The sequence below is a fragment of the Nostoc sp. genome (assembly GCF_036917315.1).
Classification (GTDB): domain Bacteria; phylum Cyanobacteriota; class Cyanobacteriia; order Cyanobacteriales; family Nostocaceae; genus Nostoc.
In genome coordinates this window covers 48,160-61,188 of record NZ_JBALDR010000047.1, presented here as the reverse complement: position 1 = coordinate 61,188, position 13,029 = coordinate 48,160, and the positions used below count along the sequence as shown (strand labels likewise).

The window sequence follows — 13,029 nt, the reverse complement described above, 5'->3', positions numbered from 1 at the left end:
GAATTATGAGTCAGCAGCTACCAGAAAACTCTGAACCACAACAGCTTGATGCAGATCCAAGGCAGCAGGCTGATAGTTCCACACCTCAAAATGTAGTTCAAGGTAATCAAAACCGAGTTGTTCAGGGGAATGGGAACCAATCTGTTCTGGGTGACAGCAATATAGTCAATCAAGGTAATAACAATACTCAGAATATCTATATAAATTATTATTCCCGTGAAGATGTTATTCAACAAGATTTTGTAAGATTTGCTGAACAAACTAAGAACACCTTACCAAACCAACGATATGAATTAAATGCGGAACCAGACAAAGAAGGCAGAGCGCGGCTTCTTAAGCTCAGTCTCCGTAAGTATCGGTTTGAATATGCAGAAGTCGTTAAACCCTCTAGAATATTTGGATTTTTAGGAGAACCAATCATCAACTCTCGCCGCAAGCAGGCTAACTATTTTGTTGAAGATTTAGGTGGTGGAGTGGAATTGGAGATGATCGCTATTCCTGCTGGAAATTTTTTTATGGGTTCATCTGAGCAAAGAAATGCAAGTAGCCCAGAAATTCCTCAACATCCAGTATCTGTTAATTCCTTCTTTATGGGGAAATACCCTATTACTCAAAAACAATGGAAAGCTGTAGCTTGTTTACCACAGATCATTCGCCCTTTAGTAGTTGATTGTTCCAAATTCAAGGGAGACAGTTATCCCGTAGAACAAGTTTGCTGGGAGGATGCAGTTGAATTCTGCAATCGCCTTTCCAAAAAGACAGGTTATTACTACCGATTGCCCAGTGAAGCTGAATGGGAATATGCCTGTCGTGCTGGAACTACAACTTTATTCCATTTTGGAGACATTATTACTCCTGAGTTGGCAAACTATAAAAATGATGAAAAACCTAAATCTTCAAGAGAAGTTTTTCATAATAAGACTACTCCTGTTGATAACTTCAAGTTTGCAAATGCTTTAGGGCTATATGATATGCAAGGTAATGTTTGGGAATGGTGCATGGATCACTGGCATGATAGCTACAGGAAAGCGCCTAATGATGGTACTGCATGGCTCAAGGCTAAAGATAGCCAACTTCGTGTAATTAGAGGAGGTTCTTGGGCTGATGTTCCAGGAAATTGCCGTTCGGCATCTCGCAGAAACGCTCGAATTCATGAACAAGGGAATTACCTCGGCTTCCGAGTAGTTTGTTCCTAAATCAATATTCAGTCTAGTTAAAGTAAATAAAGAGCAATTTAAATTTAATAATTATTCATTTATTTAAAGCGTAAAAATGAAGTTATCTAACCCAGCTATATTTATAATATTTTTAATTATTGCTGTAACAATTTGGATTGTAACTAAGAAGAAAGAAGACAAAAAAATCATTAATGTTCGTCCATATAAAAAAACGATAACTATCAAGGGACATTCTAGAAACCAGCCTAAACCCAAAAGTAAAAAACGTCGTAGTGGGAAACGATGAAATAATTAAAACCTCTTGCTAACAACTCAGCGTGTTGGTGGTCGCTACCGCTTCATCCACAAACTACTTCAAGACCACTTCGCCGAAATGCCTAAGCAGAATTAAAAAACCACCCACTAGGGTGGTATGAATCACTTTGATTAATTCGTGTGAGATTTGGCGATCGCGTCGCACTCCTCAAGCTGAGGTAATGAATTTCGCTTAACCCAAGTCCAAGTTATGTTGTGAATATCGGCGGCTACATCAATTTCTTGCCATAGGTCGAGATTGACTTTCCGTTTCCAGCCTTTAGACATGGTGTTGACCAAGTACTGAGAATCAGAAATTATCTCGACATCACAAGGGTATTTGAGAGCGTGGAGTCCAGCCAAAGCCGCCATTATTTCCATGCGGTTGTTAGTAGTTTCCTCAACACGGCCACTAACGGTTTTAGGTGGATATTTCTCTGAAGTCAGAATAGCGGCATAACCACCAACGCCAGGATTACCCGCACAAGCACCATCACAGTAAATAGTGATTTTCATTTCCTTGAGACACAACAACACCACCTACAAGCGACAGCACTTAGCCTAATAACTCTGCCAAAAACTTCACTCTCATCAATGCGATCGCTGCTTGAAGTGGAACTATGGAACGTCCGACTAAATTTATTATTTCTCTTCTACCTCGGCTCATCGGTTGAACTCCAAACTCAACTGGTGGTGAATTTTGTTTCCACCATCCCGAATAAGACAATCCAGCCAAGTACCCGGAAACGCCATCATCCAGAGGCACAGATAAGGGCTGAGTTTGAGGGTATTTGATAATCTGCCTTGCGATCGCAATGTGTTCTCTAACTTGTTCGTCCCAGCATCGCCACCCTTGCCGTTGCTGCAAGGATAAGTAGTTGGCGTGGGCAATAACAAATACTCGGTTTCGCCTGTGTGGTGCGCCAAGCTCCGCCGCCGAGATAAGCTCAATTTCTGTTTGATAACCTGCCATTGTGAATCCGGCAATAGCTGCTCGAAGTCCTCTGTAGATAAATCCTTCAGGCTGCTCCACAACCACGAACTTTGGCCGCCCGAAGCAGATGCACCGCAAAGATTCATACCACAGGCTTGATTCTGGGTGTTCAAGTCCTGTTCGTTTCCCGGCATTGCTTGTCCCAGTACAGGGAAATGAGATGAAGTAGACATCAGCTTGTTCTGGAGTTGGTTGATAGGTTTTGATGTCTGAGTGAATGGGAATATTCGGGTAGTGCGATCGCAATACTTTCTGTGCAGTACCTCTAATTTCTACAAACTCAAACGTATTAAAGCAATTAAAAGCATAAATATCACTGACGATTTCCGCCGCTAACTCCCATGCCCCAATACCTGCAAAAAAATCAATACAAGTCAAAGGAAATGATAATAAACGCTGTCGCTTTGAGGGAGTGATTTCTATCATTTAGTGAGGTTTACTATCATGCAAACTCAGCAAACATTGAGTAAGTCTGATTTGTTGGAACTAGTAGCAAAGATTAACTTACTTGCAAATTTAGAACAGGATGAAAATCTTTCTTTAATCTTGTCCGGTGCTAGTCTGTCAATCCAAGACTACTTGTTCCTCAAATCAAAACAGAACATTAACTAATTAGCGCCAACTAATTAAGTGGGGAGAGAACCAGAACTCCCCACAGTTCTAAAATACAGGGTGTTAGGTTAATGTTAACATGAACAAAATGAAATTTTCAGGTATTGAATGTCAGGTTTTACAATCTTCACCACATGGTAATTATATTTTGGTTAACTTGAGTAAACGCATTGTAATATGTGGAACTTATAGCAATCAATTTAACTGGGAAGATTCACCAGATTTAGATTCTGGATTTACTAGCTTTATCACTTATATTGGATTAAGGAATGAGCTAGAGTTTCCAAGATTTAGAGACTTGGCAATCGCTCACAATGGCTACTTTGACAAAGATGATGGCAAACCCAGAAAAGCAAAACGAGTACCAGGGTTTTCACTTGAAATTAAAGTACGTGGATTGCTGGCAGAATCAGTTGTTGAGTTAGTGAAGTTAGGATAACAAATGTAATAGTGTTATTGATCCCCCAATAACACTAAGTTTTTTGATTCTGATATTGAGGAATTGACAATGACCTAAATCCTTACCAAATAGTTACAGTTAATCCTATGTTGGGGTGCTGTACTGGAATTATTAAACTACGGGAATTATGAATATGGATTTCATTAAAGTTGTAAATGGCAAAACTCACGGCTTTATCGGTGAAAATAAAATCTATATTGGTAGAAAAAGCGAACCTTATTCACTACCTCAAAGTCCGTTACACAATCCCTACATAATGGGCAAAGATGGCGATCGCCGCGAGGTCTGCCAAAAGTTTGATTTGTACCTTTGGAAGAAGGTTAAGCTCTGGTCTGAAACTGGTGAATGTGATGACACTGTGATGGAAATTAAAGATATTGCTTGTCAGGTTAAAGAACGTCGTGCAAAGAAAAACAACGGCGAAGATGTTGAGGATATTAAACTAACTTGTTATTGTCATCCTTGGCAGTGTCACGGCGACGGAATTATCAGATGTGTGAATTGGATTTTACAGCAAGGTTTGGTGTAATTGGCTGTCGCTACAAGAAGTTGATTTAGTTTGGTATAGCCTAATGACTATAGTCATGATTTCAGGCAGTCGGTCTATTAAAAATTTGCCCAAAGAAGCCATCGCCTCCATCGACAAAATCATCGAACTTAGCTTTGAGATAATTATCGGTGATGCCCCAGGTGTTGATGCTTTAATTCAGCAATATCTCAAACTCAAAGGTTACGATAAAGTGACAGTTTACTATGCAATGTTCAACGGCTTGGGATGTCCCAGAAACAGTAACGATTACCCGACAGTTGGCATTGCTGGTAATTACGTCGATAGAGATACTCAACTTTGTACGATCGCTAATTATGGTTTAGCAATATGGGACGGACGCAGTAAAGGTACTCGTGACAATATTGCTAGAGTCAAGTGTATTAAGGTAATTGCTGTAATTGTCTGATTTAATAGCTTCAACTTCCTGTGTGGTGTTGGAGCTTTTTATTTTTAGAGATCGCAACGCTTAAGCCAATTAGGTTGCTATCGCTTAAGGAGTATGGTTTTATTTTAGACTTAGGTGAAATAATGAAGGAAATAAATCAAGGTAAAATTTGTCCTTACTGTAACAAACACACTGAATTTGTTGATAGCTCTGTAATCTACGGCAAGTCTTACGGAATGATTTACCTTTGTCGTGATTGTGATGCTTATGTTGGATGTCACAAAGGTACAAACATAGCTTTAGGAAGTCTTGCAAATAGTGAATTAAGAATGCTAAGAAATCAAGCTCACGCTCTTTTTGATCCGATGTGGAAAGCGAAAATGAAGCGCGATCGCTGTAGTAAAACTGAAGCTAGAAAGTCTGGTTATAAATGGTTAGCTCAACAAATGAGAATCGATAGAAAAATTACACATATTGGAATATTTAACGAAGAACAATGTAAACTTGTAATTGAGATTTGTTTGCCCTACTACAGTAGTAAATGATTTTGTGATAAATTCTAATTTAATTTCTATAACTTAGATAGTTAACGATCGCCAAGATAATACATATACCTAGAGTTTTTCGGCGAGGGCGCTGTCGCGCAAGGGAAGTGACGTTTTTCTCTTTTTGGAGATTTTCATTATGGCTATCAACATTCTTTCTAAATCAGTTAAAAGACTTTCTCAACTCAAAGATGCTATTCGTATCCTTGCTTGGGAACAGTACAAGATTGAGAATAAAGAAGTTAAAGGCTTAGAAGGTTATCAATTATTTGCTGAAGAATGGCAAGCTCACGAGATTCATGATATGAGTCAAGCTGAGTTTGATAAGTTCATAGCGGGTTTAGGTTATACCGAGGCTGATTTGGTTGCAGAAAGAAGTAGGTATTACAACAAGCGTAACCAAATTAATGGTACAGCTAGTGTTGCTGCGACTCCTCAAGATATTGAAATGGATAATAGTGATAATTATCCTCCATACTAATATCTGATTTATTAGTTTGATTTGAAAGTCCTAGTTCCCCATGTGGGAATTAGGGCTTTTTTTTATTCGACTTAATTGCATTAGACTGCTGTCGCAGATGGGATTAGATTTAGTTTTATGTGAGGCTTTTATGAACTCTAACCCCAGCGCTCTCAAGTTAGTTGGCAAAGTCAAATCTGAAACTTTAGCGGATTTGAAAAGCTTTTGTAGAGGAAGTGTAGAACTAATGTCTTGTGATGTTAGTACTTATGCTCAAGGTAGATATCGGCTTTGGCTATTTCATGAGTGTAATCTCAAGACTAGTAAAATTACCAAAGGCTATTATAACGATCGCCTATGGAATTTCTGTCAGAGAGCTTATCCTGGAACTAACATCGGCTTACTGACTTTCGGTGGTAAAGTTGGTAATATCCAAAGTACAGGATTGATTCAACCGCATCGAGATCATTCTTATAGTCAAGTAATGGCTAGAACTGTGAATCTTGGTAGTTGTATATTTAACTATGACGGTAAAGATTATCAACTTAATGATGGTGATATCATTGAGTTTAATTGTAAGAAACTTCATGGAGTAACTAAAATCTTAAGTGAAGAAAGATTTAGTATTAATCTCTGGCAGTTGAATGAAGTTAAAGGTTATAAACCAGTAGGTTAGTTTGAATATATCCAGATCATATTATGGGTTTGGATATATTTATATTAAGTACCCTATTGCCGAGTCTAGATGGATTATTTTTTAAATGCTGTCGCTTGTTGACGATGATGTTTTTGTAATAACATTATGTCACAATATACTCAATATCATGAAGCTCATGGAATGCCAGTAGCAGAAAAAAAATATGAACCTGAGTATTGGGAATTAGAAGATGTTCAGGAGTATGAAAAGCGAGATAATGAAATGCAAACTAATTTATCAATGGCTCTCAATAGTGCTTTATCTGCAAAGTTCCAAATCGAAAATCTGAATAATCCAACAACACCTTATAAAGTAAGGATTGAGTTAATTAACAGACTTATTGACAGTACTATCAAATCTATTCAGGAAGTTCAAGGATTACATAACATAGAATAAACTTATGAGTCCCTAGCTAGGGACTTTTTTTATTGCTGTCGCTTATTTGTGGTGTTGTCTACTTTCAAGTAGTATGAAAGCATTTTTCACTGGACACCGAGACATTCATGATATCAAAGTTGAAATTAATCAATTGATTGATGTTGCTTTGGATAAGGGAATAACTGAATATTTTAATGGTATGGCTATCGGTATTGACCAATTAATTGCTCAAGTTTTGATTGAACGAGAATTAAATTGGACTGCTGTTATTCCTTGTCAAAACCAAGATAGATTGTGGAATCTTCAACAGAAAGTTAAATACAAAGAACTACTGAAGTATGCATCAAAACAGATTGTACTTTATCCAGAATATAAACCAGGTGTCATGCAAGCCCGTAATCAATGGATGGTCAAGCATTCTGATATCTGTCTGGCTGTTTATGATGGACGCTTGACCGGGGGTACTGCATTAAGTGTGAATATGGCGATCGCTCACAACCTCCCAATCATTCAGTTGAATCCAAAAACCTTGGAAATTACACTAATTGAACCCAGACAACTAAGTTTATTCTAATGCTATCGCTTCCCGATTCCGTTGTGTTTTGGGAAGCAAGTTGGAAAATACTTCTTGTTTTAATTGGATTGTCAGGAATAATTTTAAAGATGCTGACTTTTGGTTAGTTAATAAGGGTAGTTTAAAAAATTTAGGAAAACCAGTCAAGGAATTTCAACCATATTATACAGGGCTTAAGTGTCCGGTGCTGATATTACCTGATTATGGATATTATCTCTGCGTTTATTTCCAGACAATTGGTTTTTGGCAACAATACGGTATTGGCACAACTAACTACAAAAATCTGAGAATTGCAGATGTTCGTAGAGTTTTTAATGAACTATCTAAACAACATTTAATAAGTAAAAAAGTAGTGAATAGTTATTAATTACTACTGGCGTGATTTTCCTGCATTTATTGAAGATAGTGTAACGCTACTCCAATGTTATCTGACAGTATCAGAGCAAGTTACTTTTTATTGATGCTGTCGCTTTTTGATGTCGATTTATTGGAGTAATTTGCAGGGTTGATATAGAAATATTAATCCCGCAGAATCCCGAAATTATCAAATCAGTTGTTCGACTTAAACACAATTAATTATGACAACTCAAGATTTTCTAACCGCTCTATCTTCTGCCTACTGGGAAATTGATTATTACAAATTCTTAGAAATAACTGGATTTGTTGATAGTCAATACTCGCTTGAAAAATTCAAGCTATTTCAACAAAGTGCTAAAGGCTTAACTCAATTTGACGCAAAAACTTTGGAGTCTTTGATTAATACTGAAACAAAAAAGACTGCCGAGGCAGCCTCCGTGTAAATAATTGTTTTTTTCGATACCATTCTACCATGCAAATTCTACAACATTTATTGACCCTGCGTTCAAAAATTAATGCAATTCAACATGAAATTGACGCATTAATGCCCGATGCGATTGTCGAAGCTTTGCAAGTTGCTAACGATAACAAAAATCAGACAGTGTATCGAGAAGAGAATAACGGGAAAATTGTTTTGGTATTCAAAAAACAGTTTCCCACTCCCAATGATGACTTGAAATTGAGTCGATTGGAATCTGATATTACTGGAGCAATCGCCAAGCTAAACGAAAAGTATTCGGCTGAGATTCAACAAATTGATTTTGAGATTGGGCAGTTGCAAGAAGCGATCGCCCAGTTGGAGAGCAAAAAGCAAAAGCTGTTATCCAGTCGTTATATTTCTAGACTTAGAAATAACTACGAGAAGCATCGGCAACTATCTGCTTATTTGTCTCCTAATTTGTCGGTTTATTTGAATTAGAATGTAAGCATAATGTAGAGGTTAAGCCCTCTACTGTTGCATCAATGCTGTCGCTTTGCGGTTTTGGTGTTTTAATTATTGAACATGGACACAACGCAACTCAATGATGTTATTGCAACATTGATTAACCATTACAGCATTGGCGAAGTGCTTAACGAAATAATCAAAGTCTGTGAAATAGCTAACGCTAATAATCCTGGCTTTGGTTGGGATTCAGATAGAGAGGCGATCGCTGGAATATTACCAGTGATTAAAAACTAATTTGTTGATTTTGTGAATTTTGAAGTGATGTAATTTTTGAGGAAATTAGATGACATTCTCAGTATTTGGAACGAAACCAAGTGATTCGATTTGCTTGCCTGAAATTCCCTACTCAGCACGTTTAAACTGTAAGCTTGGCGGTATTTTTGTCGGGGGACAGGAGGACATTCATCGTAGAACTAGCTCGAATGAAACGGTTGACATTGCAATTATAAAAGTCAGCAAATATTTTGGTAGTTTGGGTTTGGAATACGTTGGCCAATGGATGCAGATATTCTTTATCCCGGCTCCGAATGTAAGTCCAAAAGTTTTACCGACTAACACTGTTTGCGTTGCTTATATCAAAAAGCAAAACATTTCAAATTTATTCGCCAAAGTTCAAGAAGTGATTGGTGAGGAAGACCCAGGTACAGGAATCTTTACTATCGGCTTTGAAAAACAAGCTGGTAAAGATAATTCAACTTACTACACTATTAACTTTGGCTGGCGCAAGCGGGAAGGTGAAGACGAAAATAAGCAATTACAGCAAATTGCTGGTTTCCTGCAAAGTAATCCAACATTAATTGACCTTGAGGGTACTCGCACTATGCAATGCTTGGATGGACTTTCTACAACAGAAGTAGCAGCGATTGTGGGCGGAGTTGAAGAACTAGAACAGTTACCATCTATGCCTAGTAAAAAGCAATTGAAAGGTACTAAAGGTTAGTATTAGCTACTTATAGTGCTGGGCTGGGAGCAATCCCGGCTCATTTTTTAATGCTGTCACTTGTGAAAAGCGATTTTTAAATTAGGAAATATGGTTATAAACATCGGTTAATTAACCGTTATCGCATTTCGTAGAGATACTGATGCGAGCGCAGTCTTTTTTTAATGCTGTCGCCTATCAGTGATGATTATTTATAAATTACTGCAATGGAAATAGATTTTAGTTGTCTAGATTGCAAACATCACGAGCATTCTTATAACACTCCAACTATGGGAGAAGGCGAACCAGAGTTGGAATTTTACTGTAATCATCCAAAAATATCCGAATTGGAGGTTGATGAGGAATCTGAACTTTTTAAAATTGCTCAGAACTGTTCTTGCTTTGAACCTACTGAGCTATTAAAGGCTGAATTAGATGATACTCATGAACCAACTAAATCTTGCTTTCAATGTAAATGGATTTTCGCTAATCTTCCGGCTGAATTATTAGAACAGGAAAACTTTGATGATTCAGAATTTGAATGGCGGTGTGAACATCCTGAATGTGGAGAGGAAAACTCAGGGATACCAATCTCACCAGAGGATCTTGCACCCGATCCAAACTGCAAAGAATGTTACGGACGTGGAATAACTTATGCCGGAAGTGAAGGTTCTTTCTTTTGTGAATGTTTTCCTGATGAAACTAACCATTTACACGTAGCCGAATATCTTGCTAATCATTGTTCAAAATATGACGTTAAATTATGAAATTACTAACAGGATTTATACCAAAAGCATTGTTGACTGCAAACAAGTCTTATCGTCATAAGCCACCAAAGCAACGCTTGTTAGAGGTCATTGAGTTATTAGATGCTCATGGGGAACTGACAGATTATAACGCGCGGTTACTTGAAGCGATCGCACTATCACCGTTCTGGGATGAAAAAGCCTACCTCAAGTTTGAAACTCTAGGTTCGGAACTGGCTGAAGAACAGTTTAATTTAGCCTTTATCAATTGTGAACATGATGAAGCTATAGCCTCACCAGAAAACCCTATAAATTGGCAGAAGTAATAGTTAATGGGTTGGGAGTTTTCCCAGCCTAATTATTAAATGCTATCGCTTAATGAAGTTAGTTATTACAGAGCGCAATAAATGAGTAAAGATTCTGCAATTCAGTGGACTAAAGACACATGGCCAATTGTAACTGGCTGTGAGTTTGCAAGTGAAGGTTGCATAAATTGCTATGCCTTAAAGGATAGTTGGCGACTCGCGCACAATCCTAATCCCAAGGTTTCAGAACCGTACAAAGATACAGTTGTAAAAACGGCTAACGGCAAGCTGCAATGGTCAGGATTGGTAAAATGCCATCCTGATAGATTGGGCTGGATTCTGAACTGGGGAAGTTGGCAAGATTCTCATTTAGTCTTTGTCTGCAACATGGCAGACTTGTTTCATAAGGATGTTCCGTTTGAGTTTGTAGACCGAGCGATCGCCTACATGATTTTGGGTGCTTGGAACAAATACCAAATCCTGACCAAACGCCCACAACGAATGATGGAATACTTTACTGCTCCTGATCGTACAGAGAAAATCCAAAATGCTCTAATTCTGGCTTGGGACACAGTTATGGACAATCCCAGCAGAAAAGTAAAGACAATGCTTGAAGGTTCACTGCATAGTAACTGGTTGTTGAAACAAACTAAAAATCTCAAGCTACCGCTAGAGCATATTTGGCTGGGTCATTCTGTTTGCACGCAGGAGGATGCCCAAGATATTGATTATTTGCTAAAAACTCCCGCAGCAGTACACTTTTTTAGCTGTGAACCTTTACTGGAGGAGGTTGATTTGTCGCAATGGTTGGGCGAGTTTATTGGTGAAGGTATGTGTGATGCTTGTGGTGAACAAGGCAAACTCTATGCTATTAACGTTGCGCCCGTAGCTGGGGCGGCAATCTGTACTGAATGTGCGCCGCGTCCTGATTGGGTTATTGTTGGCGGAGAGTCAGGCGCAAAAGCTAGACCAACTTATCTTGAGCATTTACGATCGCTCATCAAACAAGCTAACTTCGCTGAAGTCCCAGTATTTGTCAAACAACTTGGCGCTAAACCTGTGGCTCATTGGGATGAAGAAAATCAAGTTCTCACCACGCACAAGATTAGCGATCGCAAAGGTGGAATCCTAGAAGAGTTCCCCGCAGAATTGCAAATCAGACAATTTCCCGAAGCCCTGTAAGAATTCAAAACGCATTTGGATTCAACCTGTTTTAGTCAATAGTTTTACTAAATAGCTAGGTTTATGGCTCTCTCCATTGGAGTGAGTCTTTTTTATTTCCAAACCCCAAGACGTTTTTCTTTAGCAATTTGTTCAGCAAGTTTTATAGAATCACTATTGGGGCAATTATCCTGGGCATTGAACTCACCAAGCCCCTTAACCAATAATTCTTCTGAAAGCATTTTTTCTTCCTCGGAAGCAGTAGGAACAAAGATTTCTGCTGCATTGCCAGAAAATACAGCCGATACAGATTTATTTTTTGTTAGGGAAGAAATTAGCTTTCTAGCTTCTGCTTGGCTTGTTGCCGCCACGACCACACCGCACAATTTCACCTGCCGAGTTTGATTATCACAGACGAGAACCAGAGAATCCCCACTTATTACTTGCGTTGCTTCACACAATTTGCTGTTAGGTAGTTCATCTCTCGACAACAGGAACAATATTATTAACCCTAAGAACCCCAAACTAAGTAGACACGCAACAATAGCAAGTTTTTTCATCTCTCTCTCAATAAAACTGACTTATTTTTAACAATTATTCATAAAGAATTAATTTTACTTATTAATTCTTTCGATAGGTATAACTTCTTCAAGGTTAAATACCCTAACTCCCAAATCAATACACAATATACCTAGCATTTGCAAGACAATGAAGATAATTAACCAACTTTTCAAACCACCAGGAATATTGTTAATAATTGCAGATACTCTAGATAAACTTTCGATTTTTTCTATATCCTTCCACTTTTCATTATCACCCTCTTGGTAAATCTCTACAGCTTTTAATCTGTTTAAAAACGAATTATGATCTGTGTAGATTATTTTTTCCATTTGTCTTAATTTTACAGACGCTTCTCTTAACTCTACTTCCAGTGTAATTAATGTTTCAATAGACTTACGCTGGTCAACTATAGGGTTTTCTACCAAAGCTTTGACTAACCATTCCAGTTGTTCAGTGCTACGTCGTTCTTCAACAAATTTCACTGCATCAGGAATAGCCTTTAATAAAATTTTATTTCGTTCGCTGGAAGCTTTTAAGTTTTCCTCTAGAAGTTTGCGCTCAGTGATATCAATGGCTTGGCTAAAAATCAAGCTCTCTTGCCTCTTAGAACACACAAATAAACAAACTTCGTTATAGTAACATTCCCAATTTAGCTCTGTTCCCAAAGGTGAATCTACAAGATTCTTTATAATTTGTATTTGACTGTCGCATTTACTCCCAGCTGGCATACCTGGAACAGATTCTTTGTTCAAGTTAAATAAATCAGCTAGTTTTTGATTTACAGCAAAATATTTAAGATCCAAATCAATAATTGAGATGAATCCAGGCATTAAATCTAACTCAAAATTATTCATAATTCTAAAAAGATAAAAATTCATTTTATCCTATCAAAATTACTATTTCTCAC

Annotated in this window: 23 protein-coding genes; 19 read left to right on the top strand and 4 right to left on the bottom strand. The window is 37.8% G+C overall.

All coding sequences use genetic code 11. The annotated features are described in order from the left end of the window. Window positions 1-5: 5 nt before the first annotated feature. Together V7K84_RS20695 and V7K84_RS20690 are read left to right on the top strand one after the other, a co-directional pair. Window positions 6-1,196, top strand: a complete 1,191-nt coding sequence (locus V7K84_RS20695; protein WP_334840791.1) for a formylglycine-generating enzyme family protein — start codon at window positions 6-8, stop codon at window positions 1,194-1,196. A 76-nt stretch (window positions 1,197-1,272) separates the two neighbouring features. Beyond that, window positions 1,273-1,464: a hypothetical protein gene (locus V7K84_RS20690; protein WP_334840789.1), complete on the top strand. Its 192-nt coding sequence runs from the start codon at window positions 1,273-1,275 to the stop codon at window positions 1,462-1,464. 140 nt (window positions 1,465-1,604) lie between these two features. On the opposite strand, the gene V7K84_RS20685 is transcribed toward V7K84_RS20690, so the two are convergent. Continuing rightward, window positions 1,605-1,988: an RNase H family protein gene (locus V7K84_RS20685; protein WP_334840788.1), complete on the bottom strand. Its 384-nt coding sequence runs from the start codon at window positions 1,986-1,988 to the stop codon at window positions 1,605-1,607. Window positions 1,989-2,028: 40 nt separating this feature from the next. Then, window positions 2,029-2,892 (bottom strand): DNA cytosine methyltransferase, encoded by an 864-nt coding sequence (locus V7K84_RS20680; RefSeq protein ID WP_334840787.1) that lies wholly within the window; start codon window positions 2,890-2,892, stop codon window positions 2,029-2,031. 18 nt (window positions 2,893-2,910) lie between these two features. Between V7K84_RS20680 and V7K84_RS20675 the strand changes: the two genes are divergently transcribed. From V7K84_RS20675 to V7K84_RS20595, 17 genes are all read left to right on the top strand, one after another. After that, window positions 2,911-3,078, top strand: coding sequence for a hypothetical protein (locus V7K84_RS20675; protein ID WP_334840786.1), 168 nt, complete (start codon window positions 2,911-2,913; stop codon window positions 3,076-3,078). 79 nt (window positions 3,079-3,157) lie between these two features. Next, window positions 3,158-3,517: a hypothetical protein gene (locus tag V7K84_RS20670; RefSeq protein WP_334840784.1), complete on the top strand. Its 360-nt coding sequence runs from the start codon at window positions 3,158-3,160 to the stop codon at window positions 3,515-3,517. A 154-nt stretch (window positions 3,518-3,671) separates the two neighbouring features. After that, the gene (locus tag V7K84_RS20665; protein ID WP_334840782.1) at window positions 3,672-4,067 is read left to right on the top strand and encodes a DUF4326 domain-containing protein; all 396 of its coding nucleotides are present in this window, start codon (window positions 3,672-3,674) and stop codon (window positions 4,065-4,067) included. Window positions 4,068-4,110: 43 nt separating this feature from the next. Beyond that, window positions 4,111-4,494 (top strand): hypothetical protein, encoded by a 384-nt coding sequence (locus V7K84_RS20660; RefSeq protein ID WP_334840780.1) that lies wholly within the window; start codon window positions 4,111-4,113, stop codon window positions 4,492-4,494. A 122-nt stretch (window positions 4,495-4,616) separates the two neighbouring features. Further along, window positions 4,617-5,018, top strand: coding sequence for a zinc-finger-containing protein (locus tag V7K84_RS20655; protein ID WP_334840779.1), 402 nt, complete (start codon window positions 4,617-4,619; stop codon window positions 5,016-5,018). A gap of 139 nt (window positions 5,019-5,157) precedes the next feature. Continuing rightward, entirely contained in the window at window positions 5,158-5,499 is a 342-nt protein-coding gene (locus V7K84_RS20650; RefSeq protein WP_334840777.1) for a hypothetical protein, read from the top strand. 130 nt (window positions 5,500-5,629) lie between these two features. After that, the gene (locus V7K84_RS20645) at window positions 5,630-6,154 is read left to right on the top strand and encodes a hypothetical protein (RefSeq protein WP_334840775.1); all 525 of its coding nucleotides are present in this window, start codon (window positions 5,630-5,632) and stop codon (window positions 6,152-6,154) included. A 126-nt stretch (window positions 6,155-6,280) separates the two neighbouring features. Beyond that, entirely contained in the window at window positions 6,281-6,571 is a 291-nt protein-coding gene (locus V7K84_RS20640) for a hypothetical protein (protein ID WP_334840773.1), read from the top strand. 73 nt (window positions 6,572-6,644) lie between these two features. Then, window positions 6,645-7,127 carry an SLOG family protein gene (locus tag V7K84_RS20635; protein ID WP_334840771.1) on the top strand — a complete coding sequence of 161 codons (483 nt, stop codon included), beginning with the start codon at window positions 6,645-6,647 and terminating at the stop codon, window positions 7,125-7,127. Window positions 7,128-7,167: 40 nt separating this feature from the next. Next, the gene (locus tag V7K84_RS20630) at window positions 7,168-7,494 is read left to right on the top strand and encodes a hypothetical protein (protein ID WP_334840769.1); all 327 of its coding nucleotides are present in this window, start codon (window positions 7,168-7,170) and stop codon (window positions 7,492-7,494) included. Window positions 7,495-7,705: 211 nt separating this feature from the next. Further along, window positions 7,706-7,927 (top strand): hypothetical protein, encoded by a 222-nt coding sequence (locus tag V7K84_RS20625; protein WP_334840767.1) that lies wholly within the window; start codon window positions 7,706-7,708, stop codon window positions 7,925-7,927. Window positions 7,928-7,956: 29 nt separating this feature from the next. Next, entirely contained in the window at window positions 7,957-8,403 is a 447-nt protein-coding gene (locus V7K84_RS20620; protein ID WP_334840765.1) for a hypothetical protein, read from the top strand. An 84-nt stretch (window positions 8,404-8,487) separates the two neighbouring features. Further along, on the top strand, window positions 8,488-8,664 hold the full coding sequence (locus tag V7K84_RS20615; protein ID WP_334840763.1) for a hypothetical protein: 177 nt from the start codon (window positions 8,488-8,490) through the stop codon (window positions 8,662-8,664). Window positions 8,665-8,713: 49 nt separating this feature from the next. After that, entirely contained in the window at window positions 8,714-9,370 is a 657-nt protein-coding gene (locus V7K84_RS20610; RefSeq protein ID WP_334840762.1) for a hypothetical protein, read from the top strand. Between the two features lie 269 nt (window positions 9,371-9,639). Then, window positions 9,640-10,116, top strand: a complete 477-nt coding sequence (locus V7K84_RS20605; RefSeq protein ID WP_334840761.1) for a hypothetical protein — start codon at window positions 9,640-9,642, stop codon at window positions 10,114-10,116. Next, the gene (locus tag V7K84_RS20600) at window positions 10,113-10,421 is read left to right on the top strand and encodes a hypothetical protein (protein ID WP_334840760.1); all 309 of its coding nucleotides are present in this window, start codon (window positions 10,113-10,115) and stop codon (window positions 10,419-10,421) included. Before V7K84_RS20605 ends, V7K84_RS20600 begins: the two co-directional genes overlap by 4 nt. An 81-nt stretch (window positions 10,422-10,502) precedes the next feature. Further along, a complete protein-coding gene (locus V7K84_RS20595; protein ID WP_334840758.1) occupies window positions 10,503-11,582 on the top strand; it encodes a DUF5131 family protein in 1,080 nt (359 codons plus the stop codon). Window positions 11,583-11,674: 92 nt separating this feature from the next. Here the strand turns inward: V7K84_RS20595 and V7K84_RS20590 are convergent, their stop codons facing one another. Together V7K84_RS20590 and V7K84_RS20585 are read right to left on the bottom strand one after the other, a co-directional pair. Continuing rightward, the gene (locus V7K84_RS20590; RefSeq protein ID WP_334840756.1) at window positions 11,675-12,121 is read right to left on the bottom strand and encodes a thermonuclease family protein; all 447 of its coding nucleotides are present in this window, start codon (window positions 12,119-12,121) and stop codon (window positions 11,675-11,677) included. A 54-nt stretch (window positions 12,122-12,175) separates the two neighbouring features. Beyond that, window positions 12,176-12,976 carry a hypothetical protein gene (locus tag V7K84_RS20585; RefSeq protein WP_334840754.1) on the bottom strand — a complete coding sequence of 267 codons (801 nt, stop codon included), beginning with the start codon at window positions 12,974-12,976 and terminating at the stop codon, window positions 12,176-12,178. Between the last annotated feature and the right edge of the window lie 53 nt (window positions 12,977-13,029).